Below are 19,816 nucleotides of genomic sequence, written 5' to 3'. Positions count from 1 at the left end.
GGGTGGGGTGGGGGAAGGTGAGGAGATCGGTGGGTTGGGGGAGGGGCATATCTGGAATGTGGGTGTACTTGGGGTGACGTGTGTGGAGATGTAGATATATTTGTGGATATATGATGAGTGGGATAGCGCTTTCTCTCTCCCACCTTTTGCCCCCACTGTCTACCCCTTTGCTTTCTTCCCGCTTTAGCACCGGCACCAGCTTAGGGAAAGACTGAATGCATGCCTGATATTTCGCAATTTATGCAGTACAAGGGTATTGGGGAGGCAGAGCAGGAGAAGGTACGGGGGGCCTCTCTCCATCGTATATAATGATTTTAACTCTCCAAGAACCTCAGCTCCCTACAAACGCTTCCCCTTCCGGGAACCCCCAGCCTGCCTCGACTTCCGTGGAGCCTTGGTCGTCCCCGCCTCCCCCTTCTTCCGCCGAGGCGCTCGTGCAGGCTTATCCACATCAGAGGACGCTGGCACTCTCTCCGCCCGCACTCCTCTCCCCACCTTCCACGTCCCCGCCAACAACGCCGCAATGCTCTGTTCATTCAGATCCTCCGGCAGCAGCTCAGGAGGCAACGTCACGACCCCTTGGGCCGTCCGCAAGCTCACCTGCCCCCCCTGCACCTCGAACACCGCCTCCTGCCCTGGCACCCGTAGTCTCGGCGACGTCCGCTGTGCCCGTGCAATCGCCGGCTGCAACGCCTCCCGCCACACCCGGTCCAGATACACCGTCCGCTTCAACGCCCCCTGTGCAATCGTGTCCAGCTCCCGCTCCATCTCCGCCGTGAACCGCGCGTCGACCAGCTGCGGCAGCTGCTGCATCAGGTACATCGCCACACACAAGCCCAACGGCGTCACATGCAGCTTCCGCCCCCGCACCGCCACGTAACTCCGGCCCTGTAACGTCTTCAGCGTGCTCGCGTACGTGCTCGGCCGCCCGATCCCGGCCTTCTCCATCAGCTGCACGAACGCCCCCTCCCCATACCGGGGCGGCGCGCTGCTCTTCTTCTCCTCCACCTTCACGCCGCTCAACCCCACCCGCTGCCCGACAGTCAGGGCCGGCAGCGCCTGGTCGTCAGCGTCCTCCGCCTCGTCCTCGTACAGCGCCGTGAAGCCCCGCTGCGTCAGCCGGGTTCCAGTTGCCCCCAGCGTCACCACGCCTGCCTGCAGGCGCACGGTCGTCTTCTCCCCCAGCGCGTCCTGCATCTGACTCGCCACGGTCCGCGTGTAGATCAGGGTGTACAGCGCCAGCTCGTCCCCACTCAGCCCAGTCGCCTTCGGGGCCTTGAAGTCCCCCGCAGGCCGGATGGCCTCGTGCGCCTCCTGGGCATTTGCATTGCGGGTCGCGTACTGGCGAGGGGCAGGCGGCAGTGCCCCCTGTCCGAAGCGCTCCTGCACCGCCACGCGCGCCAGCTCCAGCGCCTCGTCGGAGAGGGCCGGACTGTCGGTACGGATGTACGTGATCAACCCCTGCTCATAGAGCGACTGGGCGGCCCGCGAGGTCGTCTCCACGCTGAAGCGCAGCCGAGCCCCCGCCGCCTGCTGGAGACTCGACGTCGTGAAGGGCGGTGGCGGCCGCCGAACCACCGGACTGACCTCGATGCCCGTGACCTCCGCCTCCCGGCCTTCCAGGTACCCGCGCAGGCCCTCGGCCTTCTGGGCGTCCAGCTGGGCCACTTCCAGGCCCTCCTTAAGCTGCCCCTGGGGTGTGAAGCTCGCGGCCGTCGCCAGCGGCAGACCTCGGATGGCCTGCACTGTGGCCTGAAAAGGGGGCGTGGTCCCCACCTGGGCGGCCACCCGCCAGTACCCGGCCGGGACGAAGCGCATCCGGGCCTGCTCGCGCTGCGCCAGCAGCATCAGGGCGGCCGACTGCACCCGCCCCGCCGACTGTGGTCCCCCGATGGCGTCCCAGAGCAACGGAGACACCCCGTAGCCCGCCAGACGGTCCAGGATGCGCCGGCTCTCCTGCGCAGCCACGAGCGCCAGATTGATCGGCCGGGGACTCTGCAAGGCCTTCTGGATGGCGGCCTTCGTCACTTCTTGGTACGTCACCCGTCGCGCGTCCTTCAGGCCCAACACCACGCTCAGGTGCCACGCGATGCTCTCCCCTTCCCGGTCTGGGTCCGAGGCCAGGTACACGTCTCCCTTGGCGGCCTTCACCGCGGCGCGCAGCTCGGCGAGGACGTTCGCTTTGGCCCGCTCCACGTAGATCGGCGTGTACCCGCCCTCGACGTCCACCCCCAGGCGCGCCCAGGCCTGAGCGCGGTACTTCACCGGGATCTCCTCCTTCTTCGCCGGCAGATCCCGCACGTGCCCGAAGCAGGCCTTCACCGTCCAGTCCCGGCCCAGGTACGAGGCGATCTGCTTCGCCTTCTTCGGAGATTCGACGATCAGGAGCGGCATGAAGCGACCCACAAAGGAAGGGGAGAGGAAAACATGCCATTACGGTAGCAACAGAACGGGCTGAGATGTGAATCTCGTCCTTTTAAGGCAACGCCGCGGCGCTCCCTTCTCGCTTTGAGTATGCGCCTGATCTGGCCCGGACTTGGATGGCTCACAGCTCCTCCACGGAGTGGACGCCGTTCTGTCCTCAGCCTCTAATAGGACTTTGTCACTCTGGGGCGGCTCTCAGCCGCCCCTTGTCGTCATGGTCGATGCTCTGGACATGCCTGTGCCCCACAACTGGCAGCGGTCCTTTTCCGATTCCTGTCTCCCTGTCTGAAAACGCTCGACCATCCCAAGCAACGGATCTGCCTGCCCAGGTACATCCGGGGCCTCCTGGCCCCGCTGGAACGTAAAAGCACCGAACCCATCGCTGAGCACGTTGGATTGCCCTACCCACGTCTCCACCATTTCCTGAACGTCAGTCCCTGGGACACAGATGCCCTGGACCACCTGCTGGCCAAGCGCGCCCAGTCCCTCTGTGGAGGGAAGAAGGGTGTACTGATCATCGATGACACCGCACTGCCTAAGAGTGGAGCGCACAGCGCCTTGGTGGCCCACCAATACTGCGGTGCGTTTGGGAAGCTCGCCGACTGTCAATCGCTCGTGACGCTCACGCTGGCCGACGGACGTGTCTTCGCGCCACTGAGCATGTGCTTGTTTCTGCCCAAAAGCTGGACGACAGATCCAGAACGCTGCTTCGAAGCCGGCGTTCCTGAACACCTGCATGCCTACCGTTCCAAGAGCGACCTGGCACTGGAAGAACTCGACCGTGTGCTGGCACGAGGCACGACCTTCCGGGTCGTGCTGACTGATGCGGGGTACGGCGTCAGCAAAACGTTCCGCCAGGCCCTGACCGCACGGGGCCTCACCTGGGCGGTCGGCGTCGTGGGCCATCAGAAGGTCTTCGGTGAGCACGTCACGGTCGCTGCCGCACCACTCCAGACCAAGAACACGGGACGTCCACGGAAGTACGGCGTTCCCAACGAACCAGCACGTCCCATCCGGGACGTGCTGCACGCCTTGCCATCACACCGCTGGCACACCGTGAGGGGTAGCAGGAAGGCCCGTTGGCTGGTAGTGCGGGCCCAGATCGCGGATGGGGTCGAAGACGCGCGGGGGCGTCACTTCCCCGGCGAACTCGTGTGGGTCGTCGGGGAGAAATGGCACGGTGGAGAGATCAAGGACCACGTGACCAACCATGCCGCTGGGATGTCCAAGGCGCAGATTGTTCGAGACATCAAGTCTCGTTGGGCGTGCGAGACGTTGCATGCGCAAGCGAAAGAAGAGCTGGGACTGGATCACTTCGAAGGGCGGTCTTGGCGAGGTCTGACGCATCACGTGACGCTGGTGATGTTGGCCATGCTGTTTTTGCAGACCGTTCGAGCGGCGACCAGCGCCATGGCGCTGGTCCTGACGTTGCCGAAAGCGCGGAGAGAAGCGAGCCGAACGTTTTCCAGCGTTCGGCTCGGTCGGTGTCCACATTGCGGGGAACGGGTTCGCGGAGCGTCACCGTAAGCCAACAGCGAAGTGACAAAGTCCTGTTAAACCGACGACGCGGCTCATGAGCCGCGTCGTCTCTTGCCGCTCAGCGCGGCCTCAATTCAGTGAACAAGAGTTCCTGTTCAACCTGGCTTACCCTACGCCGGGAGATCCCGCGCCTGGATGACCTCCGGTGGGCCGACGAGCCACTCGCCGAAGCGGGCGCTGAAGGCGCGGAAATGATCGCTGTCACCATGGGCCTGAAGGGCGGCCTCGTCTGTGAAGCGCTCGATGACGTGGAAGCGCAGGGTATCGTCCCCACCGCTCTCGAGTAGCTCGTAGCGTTCGCAGCCGTTTTCCTGGCGAGAGTAGGGTGCGATGACCAGCAGGCCGGCGCGCAAAGCATCAGCCTGGCCCGGCGCAGGCGTCAGGGTAGCGAACAGGTTGATTGGACTCATGGTGTCTCCTGAACAGCAGCGCGAGTGGTCTATTTGCGCCGGGCGAGCGCTACAGCGAGGATGATGATCACGCCACGGATGATCAGCTGCTGGCTGTACTCCAGGCCCATCAGGATCAGGCCGTTGTTGATCAGCCCAATCATCAGGGCCCCCAGTACGGCGCCGAAGACAGTGCCGGCGCCGCCGAACAGGGGCGTACCACCCAGGATCACGGCCGCGATGACAGATAGCTCGTCGCCCTGGCCCCACTGGAAGCGCCCGGAATTCAGGCGTCCGGCGTAGAGCATGCCGGCCAGTCCGGCCACCGTGCCGGAGGCGACCAGCACCATCAGTTTGGTGCGGGCCACGTTGATGCCGCTGTAACGCGCGGCAGTGGCGTTCCCGCCGACCGCCAGTACGCTGCGGCCAAACGAGGTGCGGCGCAGCAGGAAGTGTCCGATGCCCAGCGCGACGAGGGTCCACAGGAACAGCGAGGGGATGGGCCCCAGGTCGCCGGAGCCGAAGAAGTTGTTGAAGGCGTCGTTGAGGATCGGCACAGGCGCTGTGGCGGTGATCCACTGTGCCACACCGTTGGCGATGCCCAACATGCCTAGGGTCACCAGGAACGAGGGGATGCCGAGCCCAGTCACCAGGGAGCCGTTGATCAGGCCGATCAGCGCGCCGCCCGCCAGTCCGGCCAGCGCCCCACCGACTGGCCCGACGTGCGGAATGGCGAGGGCGGCCAGCACCGACGACAGTCCGGCCACGCTGCCGACCGAGAGATCAATTTCACCAGAGGCGATCACGAAGGTCATCGCGACGGCCATCACCGAGATGGTCGCGGTCTGGCGGACGATGTTCAGCAGGTTGTTGCTGGACAGGAAGCCGGCGTCGCGCAGGAAGATTGAGAAGAAGAGGAACACCAGCGCGAAGCCCACGTACACCACGTAGGAGCGCCAGTTGGCGAGAGGGGAGCGCCGGGGTGCGGCCGCATTAGGCAGAGTGGTCATGGACAGCGCCTCCTTGCAGGGCGTGGTGAAGGTCTTCTTCCTGCGCGATCTGTTCGCGCAGCAACTCGCCGGTGATGCGCCCGCCCTGCATCAGCAGCACGCGGTCCGACACGGCTAGCAGTTCCTGGAACTCCGAGGAAATGAGCAGCACGCCCTTGCCGGCATCGGCCAGGGAACGGATGAGCCCGATGATTTCGGCCTTCGAGCCGATATCGACCCCAGCGGTGGGCTCGTCGAGGATCAGGAGCCGCGGATCGTTACCGAGCCACTTGGCCAGCACGATCTTCTGCTGGTTGCCCCCCGACAGCAGGCGCGCCTGCTTGTCGGGACCATCGGTCTTGATGCGCAGTTGCTCAATCAGTTCGCGGGCGTAGTCGCGTCCGGGGCCGTCGCGCATCACGCCGCCCCCCTGGAAGCGCCCGAGCTGTGGGAGCAGAAGGTTCTCGTACACCGTGTGGTCGAGCACCAGGCCCTGCACACGCCGGTCTTCGGGCACCAGCGCAAAGCCGTGGCGGATGGCAGCCTCCGGGCTCCGGTTCACGACGGGCCGGCCGTCCAACGTGATCTGGCCGCCCGTCACGCGCCGCACGCCGAACAGCGCCTCGGCCAGCTCGGTGCGTCCACTGCCCATCAGACCGGCGAGGCCCACGACCTCACCCGGATACACCTGCAGGGTCACGCCGCTGAGCCCCTCGGCCTGGATGTTCTGGACATCCAGCAGCGGCGCGCCCCCGCGGTTCACGGTGCGCCCCACGTATTCCAGGGCCCCCTCCATGCGGCGACCCACGATGTGCTCGATCACGTCCTCGATCTTGAGGCTGCGGGTCTCGCCGCTCAGCACGGCCTTGCCGTCGCGCATCACGGTGACGCGGTCGCCCACCTCGAACACCTCGTCCATGCGGTGCGTGATGTAGACGATGGCAATCCCGCGGGCCTTGAGGCCATCGACCAGGCGGAACAGCGTGGCGACCTCGGTGGCCGACAGGGCCGCCGTGGGTTCGTCCATGATGAGCACCCGCGCGTCTTTGCTCAGCGCCTTGGCGATCTCCGTGAGCTGCCACTCGCCGGTCGACAGGTCGCTGACCGTCTTGGTCGGGTCGATCTGCACGCCCATGTCGTCGAAGATCACGCGGGCGCGGCGGACGGCCTCGCGGTCATTGATAGACCCCAGCGCGCCGCGCGGCTCGCGGTTCAGGAAAATGTTCTGCGCGGCCGTGAGGGTCGGAATCAGACTGAACTCCTGAAAGATCATGGCGACGCCATGCGCCTCGGCCTGGCTGGGCGAGCCCAGGTGTACGGCCTGTCCGCTGACGATGACCTCGCCGGCATCGGGCTGATACACCCCCTGGAGGATCTTCATCAGGGTGGACTTCCCGGCGCCGTTGCCGCCCATCAGGGCATGCACCTCCCCGGCGCGCAGGCTGAAATCTACGCCTTCCAGCACGCGGACGCCGTTGAAAGCCTTGTTGATGCCGCGCAGCTCCACGGCCAGGGGGCTGGGGGACGGGATTGACACGTGGTCGGTGGTCTGAACCGTCATGGATGTCCTCCTCCTGCTCCAGCTCAGACGCCCGCCGTTTCCCTCGGGGCGCCGATGGATTCCACGTCGACCTCACGCCGCTCCTGGGCGGAGCGCACGATGGCGTCGGCGATCAGCTCGGTTCTGTAACCGTCCTCGAAGTCCGGGCGCACCGGGCGGCCGGTGGTGATGGCCGTGAACAGGTCGTAGGCCTCGATGATCTTGGTCTCGCCGTAGCCGATGCCCAGTGCTGGGATCGGCCACAGGCCCTCGCCGTAGGGATGCGCCGGCCCGGTGTACACGGTGCGCAGGCCGCGGGCGTCGCTGGGGTCACTGTTGAAGAAGACCCGCAACTCGTCGCGGCGTTCGTAGTTGAAGTGGATCGTGCCCTCGGTGCCGTGGATCTCGAAGGTGATGTAGTTGTTGCGGCCCCACGCGTTGCGGGTGGCCTCCAGCGAGCCGACCGCGCCGTTCTCGAAGCGCAGCAGGGTCATGACCTCGTCGTCCACATCCACGGCGCCCCTGGGCCCGCCCGCGGTCTTGTCGCTGGCCCCCAGCTTGTCCGCGCCGCCAGATTGCAGGGGCCGCTCGTGGATGTAGGTGTGCATCATGGCGTTCACGGCGCTGATCTCGCCTACCAGGTAGCGGGCCAGGTCGACCACGTGCGTCCCGATATCTCCCAGCGCGCCGGAACCGGCGATCTTCTTCTGGAAGCGCCACGACAGCGGCCCGCTCGGGTCGGCCGACCAGTCCTGAAGGTACGTGCCCCGGAAGCTCAGCACTTTCCCGATGCGGCCTTCCTCGATGTACTTGCGCGCCAGGGCCACGGCGGGCGTGCGGCGGTAGTTGAAGGCGACCATGTTGACCACGCCCGCCGCCTTGACCGCCTCGTACATGGCCTTCGCTTCGGCCACAGTGGGAGCCAGCGGCTTCTCGCACAGGATGTGCTTGCCGGCCTGCGCGGCGGCGATGGCAATCTCGGCGTGCGAGTTGTTCGGCGTGGCGATGTCCACCACGTGAATGTTGGGATCGTCGATCACGCGGCGCCAGTCGCCGGTTGAGTGCTGGAAGCCGAAGCGGGCGGCGGCCCCGGCGGCCAGGTCGTCGGTGACCTCGGCAATCGTGTGGCGCACCGGGATGGCGGGCGCGGGCCAGAAGAACATGGGCATGGCGGCGTACGCGAGCGAATGGGCCTTGCCCATGAACCCCCCGCCGATCAGGCCGACGTTGAGCTGAGGAATGCTGGATGCGGTCATGGTGGTACCTCCAGAATCATGGTGGGCGGGATCAGGGGTAGGGCCACGCGCAGGGAGCGCAGCCCCGGGAGGACTTACTTCAGGACGGACTGGATGTCGCTGGGTAGGGTCTGGTTGTAGACCCGCTTCCATGCGGTGGCCAACGTGGCACGCGTGACGGGCAGCGCGTTCAGGGCAACGTACGGGGGGGCCTTCTTGCCCAGCAGGCCGTACGCCGCGAGGTTCGCCTCGGTCACGCCGGCGTCGTAGGGGCGCTGGGCACCCAGGCCGCGCACCATGCCGTTCGGCTTGGCCATCTCCAGCGCGACGTTCTTGCCCAGGTCCATGGTCGCGATGACCAGGTCCTTGCGTCCGGCCGTGCGCGCGGCGCTCATCACGCCCTCGGCCGGCACGTCCCACACGGCCCAGATGGCGTTCAGGTTGGGGTTGCGGGTCAGCATGGCCGACGCGACTTTCTCGGCGTCGCCGGCGAAGTCCGGTCCGCCGATGCCCTGCTCGGCCACGATCTTGATGTTGGGGTACTTGGCGATGGTGGCCTTGAACGCGTCGTAGCGCTGCTTGGTCACGAAGAAGTCGGCCGCGTGGAAGATCACGCCGATGTTCCCCTTGCTGCCCAGCTGCTGCGCCAGCAGATGCGCCGAGGCCACGCCGTTGCCGTAGTTGTCGGCCGAGACGACACTCACGTAGTCCGTGCCGGCCTTGAGGCCGCTGGGTACGTTGTCCATGAACACCAGTTTCACGCCGGCCTTCGCGGCCTTACGGTACGCGGCGGCGGTGGCCACCGGGTCGGTCGGGATGGACACGATGATGCTGGGCTTGCGGGCCAGCACCGTTTCGATGTCGGAGACCTGCTTCTCCGGCTTGAAGTTCGCGTCTGTCACGGCGATGACCTTGATGCCCAGCTTGGCGAACTGCGCCTTGAGGCCGTCCACCTGCGCGTTGCTCCAGTCGTTGCCGCCGTAGTGCAGCACGATGGCGGCGGTGGCGTTCATGGCCTTCACCTTAGCCAGTTCAGCCGGGGTCAGCGTGACGCTGGACGCCGGTGCCGGGGCCTCACCGGAGGGTCCTTTCGAGTAGACCTTCGTGGCGAGCTCCTTGAGGGCAGCCTGTGGATTTACACCCTGTGCGAGGGCGGCGGTGACGAGCGCGGCGGCGACGAGGGCGAGCTTGGCAGTGTGCTTCATGGTGAACTCCTGGAGTCGGGGCGGAGAGACGGAGCGTTAGTCGGTGGAGACGGTCGCGCGGGCCTGGAGCCACGCGAGGCTGCGCGCGGCGGCACTCTTCGGATCGGCGTGGCTGTCGAGCTCGACGGTGGCCCAGCCGTCGAAGTGGATGTCCTGCAGCGCCTGCCAGATGGCCGCCATCTCGGGATCCTCATCGAGGGGCACGAACCCGAAAGGATCGCGGCTCAGGCCCTTGAGGTGGATATACGGAATGCGGCTCGCGTACGTCCGGATCAGGTTCGGCAGGTCATTGCCGCCGGCCGCGAGGTGCGCGGTGTCCGGGCACAGGCCGATGGTGCACTGCGACATAACCTTCTCCAGCGCCTCGGGCCCCTCCACGAGCGTGCCCAGGTGTGGGTGGTACAGCGCCGTCAGCCCAAAGGTTCGGGCGAACTCGGCGGCGCGGTCGAGGCCGCGGGCGAGCTTCGTGTAGTCCTCTTCACGGGGGCCGCCGTGCCGCTTGGCCCCGCCCCCCAGCACCAGAAACTCGGCCCCGAAGGTCTGACCGATCCGTGCGGCCTGCTCGATGCGCCAGAACTCGTCCTCCAGCACGTCGTCGTAGATGAAGTTCGCCCCCGAATAGATCGCGATGAGGCTGAGGTTCCCCGCCGTCAGGAAGCTCCGGAACTCGTCCTCACGGCCCTGGTAGGCCATCAGGTTGCCGTCGAACAGCTCCACGCCCAGGTACCCGGCGGCGGCGATGTCGCGCAGCGCCTCCTGATCTGACCCCGGCGTGAGGTAGAACAGATCCTTGATGCTCGTGACGCCCGCCGGATGTCCGACGACGCCTCCCCAGGTGTTGGTCTGATACCCGAATTTCATGGTGTGAACCTCCTTCTGTGCCCGCACAGGCGGGCCGGTCTTGATGGGTGAACTGGACGCTCAGTGGGCAGTCATGGCGGCTCCCTCTGGAGCTGGCGGCTCATACGGAAACGTCCAGGGCGGCCCCGACCTCAGCCGGCTGGCCGGTGAGATGGCTCGCGTAGGCGGCCTCGACGAACAGGGCGGCGGCGTGGCCGTCCTCGAAGCGGGCGATGCGCGGGTCGGGCGTGCCGGACAGGCCGGCGTAGAAGGCGCGCAGCACGTTGGTGATGGCATCTGGATAGCCTTCCGGATGCCCGGCCGGGTAGTGGGTGAAGGGGTGGCCTGGGTCTTTGAGCTGCACCGTGCGGCGGGCGTCACGGGACGCGAGCTCGATTTCCTCGGGCCGCTCCTGGCGCCAGCGGGCGCTTCCACGGGTGCCCAGAACCTCCAGCTCCAGATCGTTCTTGTGACCGGGCGCGACCTGCGAGAGCTCGAAGCTCGCGTGGATGCCGCCGTAGTCCACCCACAGGCTCGCCTGATCCTCGGTGGTCACGGTGAAGGCCTCGGTCTCGGCGCCGCCACTCGCGAAGGTCTGGACCGTCCCCAGCGGACGGCGGCGCTTGGCGTGCAGGGTCGAGAAGCGCGCCTGCACGCGCCGCGGTTCCAGTCCGGTGACGTACCGGGCCAGATCGCTCAGATGTGAGCCGATGTCCGACACGGCGCGGGTCTCGTGGGCGGGCGCGCCGACCCGCCAGTTGAAATCCGTGGCGTACAGCAGCCAGTCCTGCAGGTAGTGCCCACGCAGCGAGACGACCTCGCCCATCTCGCCGCCCTGCACGAGGTCACGCAGGGCCTGCACGGCCGCGTAGCCCCGGTAGGTGAAGTTCACGGCCGTCTGCCGACCGGAGGCGCGGGCCGCCTGGAGTTGTCGGGCGGTCTCGTCGCTGCTCACGCCCAGGGGCTTCTCGCTGAACACGTGCTTCCCCGCCGCGAGGGCCCGCAGGTTCTGCGGGGCGTGCACGTCGTTCGGGCCACACTGGTGCACGACGCTCACGGCTGGGTCAGCCAGCAGCTCGTCCAGGGAGGCGTAGGGGCGCAGGTTCAGCCGGGCCGCCTCGCGCCGGGTGTAGCTCTCCTCATGTCCGAGGACGCCGGCGATGGGTACGCCGAGACGGCGCAGCGCTTCCAGGTGTGCCTGCCCGATGAAACCGATGCCGACCAGCGCGGCCTGTGGGACGGGTGGGGTCATAACGGGGCTCCTTGTGGGATGGAGGGACTGGGCAGTGGGGGAGAATTGGGCTCAAGGTCGCTGATCGCCACCCAGCGACGTTCGGCGTGGCTGCGCGCTGCGGCCGTGACCGTCAGCGCGGCGGCATGCCCGTCTTCGAAGGTCGGGTAGCGGCTGTCCTCACCGGCGAGCGCGGCGTAGTACGCGCGGATGCCATTGGTCAGGGCGTCGGCGTAGCCCTCGGGATGTCCAGCGGGGTAGTGCATGTGCTCTATCGCGTCGGCGCACAGCAGGCCGGACTTGTGCAGCACCGCGTCGGGGTGGCCCGCGTGGGCCAGCCACAGCTGCTCCGGAGCTTCCTGCTGCCAGCGGGCGCTGCCGCGTGTGCCGATCACCTCCAGACTCAGGTCGTTGCGGTGCCCGGCGTACACCTGCGCCACCTCGAAGGTCGCGGTCACGTCTGGGCCGTACTCGACGAGCAGGGTCGCCTGATCCTCGGCTTCCACCTCGAAGGGCACCTGTGGCGTGCCGGGCCCGGCGGGCCGGTACCGGGTGGAGTGCATCCGGCTCAGGCGCGCCAGGACACCAGTGGCCTCCAGGCCCGTGACGAAGCGCGCCAGGTCGAGCAGGTGCGAGCCGATGTCGCCCAGCGCGCGGGTTTCCTCGGCACTGGCCTCCAGCCGCCAGTTGTAGTTCCGCGGCGAGAGCAGCCAGTCCTGCAGGTAATGCCCGCGAAGGTAGCGCATCTCGCCCAGCTCGCCCGAGCGCACCCGGTGCCGCAGCTCACGCACCATCGGGTAGCCCCGGTAGGTGAAGTGCACGCCATGCCGCAGGCCGCTCACCCGGGCATAGTCCAGCTGCCGGCGCGACTCGTGTGCGGTCACGCCCAACGGTTTCTCGGAGAACACGTGCTTGCCCGCCTTGAGCGCCGCGAGGTTCAGCTCCACATGTACGTCGCTGGGCGCGCAGTCGTGGACGACCGTCACGGCCGGGTCGTGCAGGGCCGTCCAGGTGTCCGGGTAGGCGCGCACGCCATACCGCTGCGCGACTACCTCGGTGCGTGAGGGGTCGCTGGCGACCACGCCGGCCACCGGGATGCCCAGACGCCGCAGGGCCTCTAGGTGGGCCCCGGCGGTGAAGCCGGCACCGAGGATCAGCGCGCGGGGAGGCTGGGTTGTGAAGCTCGCATACGACATGACAGACCTTCCAGGGATGGGGCCGGCCACCCGCCGGCGCTGGGGCCAGTGGAGAACCGAGATGGAGACCGGGCAGAAGTGGGGAACGCCAGCGGTCTGACGGTGGAACCCTGTGCATTGCGTTTTGAACTGTCCGAACCTTAGAACAGGCCTGGCCCCTGGCGCATCCCGAGGGTCTGGGGGTGGCCGCGTCGATTGGGGATCTGTGGCCCCCTCATTTCTGGGGGGAGGCTGGCGGCGCTATGCTGGGCCCTACCCACATCCCGCGCCGGCGGCGGTCTCGCCGGCTTGCAGCCCTCTGAACGTCTGGTTTCCTCTGAAAGTACAGGTGCCCATGTCATCGCCAGCCGGTTCTTTGCCACCCCACCATGCGCTGCCCATACAGGCCACCCCACTGGTCGGTCGAGGTGTGGAGATCTCGCAGATCAGGGGCGTGCTCGAGAATCCGGACGTCTCGCTGCTGACGCTGACCGGGCCGGGCGGCGTTGGCAAGACCCGGCTGGCGATGGAGGTCGCCCGGCAACTGGCCGGCTCGTACCCGGACGGTGTGGTCTTTGTCCCGCTCGCTGACGTCACAGAGCAGGCGGGGGTGTTGGGTTCCCTGGGCGCGGCGCTGCACCTGCACGAATCGCAGCGACCGACGCTGGAGGTGTTGTGCGACTTTCTGGCCGAATCGCAGCGCTTGATCGTCCTGGACAACTTTGAGCAGGTGTTGTCGGCAGCGCCCGCCGTGGCCGCCCTGCTGCGCGCGGCGCCTGACCTGAGCGTCCTGGTGACCAGCCGGGAGCGGCTGGGCCTGTACGGCGAGCACGAGTACGCGGTGCCGCCCCTCTCGCTGCCCGGCCCCGGTGGCGACGGCGAGGCGTTGCGCCTGTTCCTGGAGCGCGTGCGGGCGGTGCAGCCGAACTTCTCGCCCACGCCGGAGCGGCTCGCGGTGCTTTCCGAGATCGTCCGGCGGCTCGACGGGCTCCCCCTGGCCATTGAGCTCGCGGCAGCGCGCATTCGTCTGCTGCCGCCCGCCACCTTGCTCGCGCGGCTCGACAACCGCCTGGCCCTGTTGCAGGGTGGTGCGCGTGATCTGCCGAGCCGGCAGCAGACGCTGCGGGCCGCCATCGATTGGAGCTTTGATCTGCTGGCGCCGACCGAGCAGCGCCTGTTCGCGCGCCTGAGCGTGTTCGTGGGCGGCTGGTCGCTTGAGGCAGCCGAGGCGGTGTGCAACGTGGACGGCGACACCGACATCCTCGAGGGCCTCGCCTCCCTGAGCGAAAAGAGCCTCGTGCAGCGCCACGAGGGGGACGAGGCCCGCTACGGCATGCTGGAGACCCTCGGCGAGTACGCCCGCGAGAGGCTGGCGACCTCCGATGAACTCGCGTCCATGCGCCGGCGGCACATGACGTACTCCCTTACCCGCCTGGATCTGATCGGCCCCGCCCTGCAGGGGGACAATCAGGCCCACTGGTACCAGCGGCTCAGCGTCTCGCGCGCGAACATCCTGGCCGCCATGCGGGAGGCCCTGGCCACCAGGCCTGAGCTGCTCGGCAACTTCTCACGGCATCTGGGCTGGATGTGGTCGCAGCGGGCCGAGTACGACGCGCTGCCGCTGCTGCTCACCGCACTGGAGGGCACTGAACTGAGCCTGACGGCGCGGGGCTGGGTGCGGTGTGCGGTTGCCGGGATGGCGTACCGGCGAGGGCAGTACGAGGAGGCCAGGCAGACGGCCCTTGCCGCGGTGGCCGACTTTGGCGCTGCTGGCGACCCGAGCGGGGAGGCACATGCCCGAAACGTGTACTCGCAGAGTGTGTTCACCACGGATCTGGCCCTGGCCCGGGAGTCGGTGACGGCCAGCCGAACGCTGGCGGGCGTGCACGCCGACCGGTGGCTCGTGACCCTCGACCTGATCATGCTCGGATGGATCAACGTGCTTGACGGCCGCCTGGACGACGCGGCCCAGAACCTCAACGAAGCGCGCCTGCACGCCAACACGCTCAGGGAGAGCAGCCTGCTCGGATGGACGGGCATCGCCTCTGCGGGCCTGGCGCTGCGCCAGGGCGTGACGGAACCCGCTGCGGCCCTCCTGGGTGATGCCCTGGACTACGCGGAAGAGGTCGGCATCCAGGCCATGCGCGCCGCGGCGTGGCAGGGTCTGGCGTACCTCGCGGCGTACCGGCATGATGCGGGGCGGGGCGCCGTGCTGTGGGGTGCCATGCAGACCTTGCGGCTCAAGCGCAACCTCGTCGCGCCGTGGGAAGAGCAGCTCTTTGCGCCAGGTCTGGACGAACTCACCCATCAACTAGGTGCCGATGATCTGCAGCGCCATCTGGAGGAGGGCCGTCGCCTGCCCGAGGCCGACGCGTACGACCTGGCCCGCCAGGTGCTTCAGGGCCAGACAGCGACCCCGGCGCCCGAACAGCTGCCACCCGCGCCTCCGCCTCAGGAACCCAGCACGCCGCTCACGCCCCGGGAACGGGAGGTGCTGGCGCTACTGGCCGATGGGCTGAGCAACAAGCAGATCGCGAGCCGTCTGGGCACCGGCGTCTACACGGTCAATGACCATGTGAGCGCCATCTACAGCAAGCTCGGGGTGCGCGGTCGCGCCGCCGTCACCCGGTACGTCCTGGAGCGCAGGTGATGTGGTCAAGGACTGATTGGGGGTTCTGGCCACTGCATCCGACCGGGCACGAGTCCGATAGCAGGGGGCCTGTGGTTCAGGCCACCCCAGTCGGAGATCTCAGGACACCGCCTCTTGACTTCAAGCGCTTGAGGTTCGGTCTGATGGGTCGACATTCATCAGGATCTCTCGCCCGCGCGATCTCCAGGTATCTGGATGGCGCCAAGGCACGGTGGACACAGGGAGGGAAAGGGGACACAGCGCCCTTCAAAAAGGTAGGAGTGCGCCACGGCTTCAGGGATAGGGCTTGTAGCAGGCACGTCCAGAGCAGGCCGTGCGGTGCTGACTCACCTGGAGGGCCACGGCAGTCATTGAAATTGAAACGGAGCTGTACCCCACCTCAGCGTAGCTGGCGGCGTTGACGCGTCAGCTGGACATCGCGTCCGACCTGTGGCGCCTGCTGGCCCGACAGGCACAGGCCGATCTTTACGGTCTGGACGTTGCCCTCGCGGCGCGGCGGCACAACGCCACCCCCAGCTTCGGCGCACTGGCGCGACTGCCGATCACGCGCACGGCGACGCAACGCACTGCGGAGGTGCGCGCCCTGGCGCGTGACCTGGCCTGGTTGCGCAATCTCGGGGTAGTCTCGCTTGACGACCTCGTTGCCGAGTTCAGCCGCCGCGCCCGTCGGGGCGAGATCACCCCGGAGCGCCCGAAGGAACATGGGTTGCTGCTCGGTTCCCTCGCGCGGCCGCTGTGGCCGCAGCAGGTTGAGCTTGGTGGCCTTGAACACGCCCTTGGTAGCTGCGCTGTACACGCTGCCGGCGGCGGTGCGCAGGGCGGTCTCCACCTGGCGGGCCAGATTCGCTGGCCCCCTACTGCGCCTCTTCACAGAAAACGCGGAATTTCTCGGCCAGCACTGCTATTCATTGTCATATACGAGGTGCAGCTTCTGAGTCAGTCACTTCTTCAATGAATACGACTGGGGTACCACCGCGTGCTGGACCCTCCTCAGAGACGCCCAGTGGGACTTCCTGCTCTGAGCGGCCAGGCGAAAATGTCATCCGGGCCTGCGGCTGAGTGTCAATCTCACCAGCGTCCCGAAAACGGGACGCCAGCTGCCGTTCGTTCGTGTCTACAACGAGGTCCACGGCATCCATCTCGTGATCCTCTTCGCAGGCCCACGGAACGCTGAAGTTCCCAGTGGGGTACCGGGTGTACCGCGGCAAAGGGACCCCCACACCCGTCACGCTGGCCAGTGATCTGCTGCGCAGCGTGCCGAACACTATTCGCACCCGGTTCTGGGTGCGCGTCCTGGCCGACAGTGGATTCGAAGCAGCCGCCTTTCTGGACGAGATTCGGATGCTGGGCTTTGAGGTTGTGGTTGGCGTCCGGTCGACCAGGCGCACCAAGCATCCTGGTGTCGTCACCGTCGCTGATTGCCCGCGTGGGGGGTACGTCGAGTTCCAGAATTGGCCGCACGACACCTTGACGCTCGGCCACGTCCAGCGTGGCTCACGCGTGTTCTACGCCGTGTCCTCCGAGTTAATGGATGGTGACGAGGTGATCTCAGAGGGAGCGAAGCGCGGGCCTACCTTGTCCTTCTTCAAGGAAAGCAAATATTAATTTGGGCTGAACCGCTTTGCTCTGCGGACCGTAAGGGGATTGGACCGGTGGCTGCTGTTGATCTTCGTGGCCTGTATGCTAACCCTACTCGACGCATAGCCGGGCTAAACGCTGGCGAGCAGCGCACGACGTGCGCTGCTCGCTCTTCAGCCGGAGCTGTATCTCAACCGCCTACTGCACTTCCTCACGAAAAACGCGAAATTTCTCAGCCAGCACGGTTATTCATTGTCCTATGGGGGGTGTAGCTTCCGAGCTTAGCGCTCCGTCACGCTCTTCGCAACATGAACAACCTTTCAACGAGAAAAGGCCACCCTATAGTCCTCCTGTGTCCAGGCCCTCCTCACCTCTACCCCACGGGCTCCAATCCCTTCAGTATTTGAGTGAAACGCTCGCTACTGCCCACACCCAAGCGCAAGTACTGGATTTCACCCTCACTCCAGCCATTGACGTGCTCAAAGCTGTCTCTGGAACGGTCCTCTTGCTCAACGAGATTCCCCAGACCCTCATCGTTGCTGCTCGTCAAGGCAGGAGCGATCAGAACCCTTGGCAGGACACTCCTTTCACCATCCACACGCCCACAGGCGACGCGCTCATTCACCAACAAGCCCTGTACTTCGAAGATGCTGGCGAACTCACGGCGGCTTACCCAGAGCTCCGCCTGCATACTCCAGCAAAGGCTACTGCCATCCTCCCCCTCTTCCTTGATGGGCAAAACCTCGGTGTCCTGATCCTGGATTTCTATGAGCCGCATCTTTTCACGCTCGAAGAGCGGCATTTTCTCTCCAGCCTGAGTCGCCAGTGCAGTCTGGCTCTGGGCCGTACCCACCTCGTTGCCGCTTTACAGATCAGCACGACCCGCTTTCAGTGCCTTGTGGATGTCAGCCCTATCGGTGTCGCTATAGGCACGCTGGATGGTCGTCTGATCCAGGTCAACGATGCGTATCTACAACTGTTGGGCTACAGCCGGGCGCAGTTCGAGACCGGCGAGATGGATTGGCAGGGTCTCACGCCCCCCGAACATCAAATGCAAGATCAGATGGCCTTTGCGCTCGCTGTTCGCGACGGGTCAGCACCGCCATACGAAAAAGAGATGTTGACCGCGTCCGGGGAGCGTATTCCCCTCGGCATCACCTTGCTGCGGTACGATGACCAGAAAATCCTGGGCTACGTGCAGGATCTCCGCGCTTATAAGGCACAACAGCAAGTCCTCCGGGATGAGGGACACCGTCTTCGGGGTCTGGTGGCAGATCGCACGACCGACCTCCTGACCTTCGTCGCCTTCACGGAGGCCGCCAGTCAGACCAATGATCTGGGAGAACTGGCCCAATTGGCGATGGATACCATCGCCACCGTGCTTCCCGGAAGCGTTGCTGTGCTCTATGAACGGCAGCCTGATCGCTGGGGCTTACAACACTATACGGATGGCCTGGAGGAAAACCTGCGGGAAGAACTGCTGCGCCATGGTCTTCCCCTCGACGCCCCCGCAGTGGCAGCGGTCGAGCGAACACGTGAGACGATTTTCCTCGACGGGTCGGGGATTGCCGCTCAAGGTATACCCCATACCGAGGCTTTTCAGGCCATTGCCGCCTATCCGCTCATCCAGCAGGATGTCGTATCGCACACCCTGGGCATCATCCTTGCTCCCGGTGTGCAGTGGGATGACGGCTCCAAAGCCGTGATCACGGCGATCGGGCGCAGCTTCTCGTTACTGTACGACCGGGTCTCCACAGCTCAGCAACTCGCACTCAAAAATGAAGAGGCCGAACGGCGTGCACGCGCTTTAGAAGCCTTCGTACGTTTCACGACGACGGTGGCGAGTACGACCGATCTGGAGGTGCTCGCGCGGACGGCCAGTGCAACCCTTCGGGACGCTGTGCGGGACGCCCAGATGGGCTTCTATCTCGTCCGGGAGGATACCGCCCGTCCGCTCTTTTTCTCCGAGAATATGCCTCCTGCATCGATCGAAGCCTGGCAGATAGGGATCACACTTCATACGCCTCTGTTGCAGGCGGCCCTCACACGAACCGGCACACTCTTCGCTGATCCGCACCTCCATCAGGATTGGTCGCCTGATCCTGAGATCCTGAGCATCCGCGTGTATCGGCAGGACGGGCAACCCTATGCCATTTTCACCACCACCACTACACAGGACCACTGGACCGCAGAGGATAAGGCCATCATCACCTCTGTCGGGGACGGCCTTGGAGTGGCGCTCGAACGCCTGAGCAGCCTTGCACAGTTGGCACGACAAGCGGAACGACTGGAGCAGACCAATGCAGAACTGCAGATCTCGAATCAGGAACTCGAGGCCTTCTCTTATAGCGCGTCACATGATCTGCGCACGCCTGTACGACATATCCAGGGTTTTGGGGAGTTGGCACGTCAGGCGTTGGAACGTGGACAACTGGATAAATTACCTCATTTCCTACAAGTGATGCGAGAAGCGTCTGGTCGCATGAACGCCATGATTGATGCCATGTTGATGCTGTCTCGGATTGGTCGCGCCAGGTTTGAGGTGCAGCCTATCTCCTTGAGGAAGATCGTTGTTCAAGCGCAGCAGGATGCCCAGCAGGAATTTCCTGACCGGGCTGTGCTCTGGCACAGTGCAGAATTACCTATTGTCCAGGCAGATCCTACGACATTGCAACAGGCCCTGACGAATCTGCTCAGCAATGCGCTGAAGTATCAGGATGGATCACGAACAGCTGAGATCTGGATAGAAGTGGATGAGCGTCCAACAGAAGTAGTGGTATCCGTAAGAGACAATGGAGTGGGATTCAATCCTGAATACGCGAATCAGCTGTTTGGGGCATTTCAGCGCCTTCACCGTCAGGAGGAGTTTGAGGGAACGGGAATTGGGCTGGCGACAGTTCGGCGAATCATCATGCGACATGGAGGCCGAATCTGGGCGAAAAGCAGTGTAGGTCAGGGAGCGACTTTTACGTTCACCCTTCCCAAATAAGGATGACATGGGAGGAAACATGGAGTAGACTC

At 65.5% G+C, this 19,816-nt stretch carries 12 protein-coding genes and 2 pseudogenes; 4 read left to right on the top strand and 10 right to left on the bottom strand.

Features of this window, described 5'->3' with window-relative positions:
• Positions 1–339: 339 nt before the first annotated feature.
• Entirely contained in the window at positions 340–2,406 is a 2,067-nt protein-coding gene (topA, locus tag DGO_RS17320; RefSeq protein ID WP_050920962.1) for a type I DNA topoisomerase, read from the bottom strand.
• 250 nt (positions 2,407–2,656) lie between these two features.
• Here topA and DGO_RS17315 point away from each other — a divergent pair.
• Positions 2,657–3,951: pseudogene (locus DGO_RS17315) on the top strand (IS701 family transposase).
• Positions 3,952–4,073: 122 nt separating this feature from the next.
• Here the strand turns inward: DGO_RS17315 and DGO_RS17310 are convergent.
• From DGO_RS17310 to DGO_RS17275, 8 genes are all read right to left on the bottom strand, one after another.
• A complete protein-coding gene (locus tag DGO_RS17310; RefSeq protein ID WP_014686456.1) occupies positions 4,074–4,373 on the bottom strand; it encodes a putative quinol monooxygenase in 300 nt (99 codons plus the stop codon).
• A 29-nt stretch (positions 4,374–4,402) separates the two neighbouring features.
• Positions 4,403–5,362: an ABC transporter permease gene (locus tag DGO_RS17305; RefSeq protein ID WP_014686455.1), complete on the bottom strand. Its 960-nt coding sequence runs from the start codon at positions 5,360–5,362 to the stop codon at positions 4,403–4,405.
• Positions 5,346–6,902 carry a sugar ABC transporter ATP-binding protein gene (locus tag DGO_RS17300; protein ID WP_014686454.1) on the bottom strand — a complete coding sequence of 519 codons (1,557 nt, stop codon included), beginning with the start codon at positions 6,900–6,902 and terminating at the stop codon, positions 5,346–5,348. Before DGO_RS17300 ends, DGO_RS17305 begins: the two co-directional genes overlap by 17 nt.
• 23 nt (positions 6,903–6,925) lie before the next feature.
• Positions 6,926–8,137, bottom strand: coding sequence for a levoglucosan dehydrogenase (locus DGO_RS17295; RefSeq protein ID WP_014686453.1), 1,212 nt, complete (start codon positions 8,135–8,137; stop codon positions 6,926–6,928).
• Positions 8,138–8,211: 74 nt separating this feature from the next.
• On the bottom strand, positions 8,212–9,321 hold the full coding sequence (locus tag DGO_RS17290) for a substrate-binding domain-containing protein (RefSeq protein ID WP_014686452.1): 1,110 nt from the start codon (positions 9,319–9,321) through the stop codon (positions 8,212–8,214).
• A gap of 36 nt (positions 9,322–9,357) precedes the next feature.
• Positions 9,358–10,182: a sugar phosphate isomerase/epimerase family protein gene (locus DGO_RS17285; protein WP_014686451.1), complete on the bottom strand. Its 825-nt coding sequence runs from the start codon at positions 10,180–10,182 to the stop codon at positions 9,358–9,360.
• 100 nt (positions 10,183–10,282) lie between these two features.
• Positions 10,283–11,413 carry a Gfo/Idh/MocA family protein gene (locus tag DGO_RS17280; RefSeq protein WP_014686450.1) on the bottom strand — a complete coding sequence of 377 codons (1,131 nt, stop codon included), beginning with the start codon at positions 11,411–11,413 and terminating at the stop codon, positions 10,283–10,285.
• Complete coding sequence (locus DGO_RS17275) at positions 11,410–12,588, bottom strand: Gfo/Idh/MocA family protein (RefSeq protein WP_014686449.1); 1,179 nt, start codon at positions 12,586–12,588, stop codon at positions 11,410–11,412. The genes DGO_RS17280 and DGO_RS17275 overlap by 4 nt, the downstream gene beginning before the upstream one ends.
• Positions 12,589–12,997: 409 nt before the next feature.
• Here DGO_RS17275 and DGO_RS17270 point away from each other — a divergent pair, with 409 nt between their 5' ends.
• Positions 12,998–15,217: a LuxR C-terminal-related transcriptional regulator gene (locus tag DGO_RS17270; protein ID WP_043804539.1), complete on the top strand. Its 2,220-nt coding sequence runs from the start codon at positions 12,998–13,000 to the stop codon at positions 15,215–15,217.
• A 379-nt stretch (positions 15,218–15,596) separates the two neighbouring features.
• Here the strand turns inward: DGO_RS17270 and DGO_RS23430 are convergent, their stop codons facing one another.
• Complete coding sequence (locus DGO_RS23430; RefSeq protein ID WP_043804535.1) at positions 15,597–16,046, bottom strand: hypothetical protein; 450 nt, start codon at positions 16,044–16,046, stop codon at positions 15,597–15,599.
• 106 nt (positions 16,047–16,152) lie between these two features.
• On the opposite strand from DGO_RS23430, the pseudogene DGO_RS24430 reads away from it, so the two are divergent.
• Together DGO_RS24430 and DGO_RS21330 are read left to right on the top strand one after the other, a co-directional pair.
• Positions 16,153–17,080: pseudogene (locus DGO_RS24430) on the top strand (transposase); the annotation flags it as partial.
• 118 nt (positions 17,081–17,198) lie between these two features.
• A complete protein-coding gene (locus DGO_RS21330; RefSeq protein ID WP_169331041.1) occupies positions 17,199–19,784 on the top strand; it encodes an ATP-binding protein in 2,586 nt (861 codons plus the stop codon).
• Positions 19,785–19,816: the final 32 nt, after the last annotated feature.

The sequence above is a fragment of the Deinococcus gobiensis I-0 genome, assembly GCF_000252445.1.
GTDB lineage: Bacteria > Deinococcota > Deinococci > Deinococcales > Deinococcaceae > Deinococcus > Deinococcus gobiensis.
The sequence above is the reverse complement of the archived record's forward strand: the minus strand, read 5'-3'. Positions and strand labels throughout refer to the sequence as shown.

Bases quoted from the DNA above. Each gene is read 5' to 3' on its own strand.
- DGO_RS17300 (WP_014686454.1), bottom strand. From the start codon at position 6,902: ATGACGGTTCAGACCACCGACCACGTGTCAATCCCGTCCCCCAGCCCC.
- DGO_RS17285 (WP_014686451.1), bottom strand. From the start codon at position 10,182: ATGAAATTCGGGTATCAGACCAACACCTGGGGAGGCGTCGTCGGACAT.
- DGO_RS17310 (WP_014686456.1), bottom strand. From the start codon at position 4,373: ATGAGTCCAATCAACCTGTTCGCTACCCTGACGCCTGCGCCGGGCCAG.
- DGO_RS17290 (WP_014686452.1), bottom strand. From the start codon at position 9,321: ATGAAGCACACTGCCAAGCTCGCCCTCGTCGCCGCCGCGCTCGTCACC.
- DGO_RS17275 (WP_014686449.1), bottom strand. From the start codon at position 12,588: ATGTCGTATGCGAGCTTCACAACCCAGCCTCCCCGCGCGCTGATCCTC.
- DGO_RS17280 (WP_014686450.1), bottom strand. From the start codon at position 11,413: ATGACCCCACCCGTCCCACAGGCCGCGCTGGTCGGCATCGGTTTCATC.
- DGO_RS17295 (WP_014686453.1), bottom strand. From the start codon at position 8,137: ATGACCGCATCCAGCATTCCTCAGCTCAACGTCGGCCTGATCGGCGGG.
- DGO_RS17305 (WP_014686455.1), bottom strand. From the start codon at position 5,362: ATGACCACTCTGCCTAATGCGGCCGCACCCCGGCGCTCCCCTCTCGCC.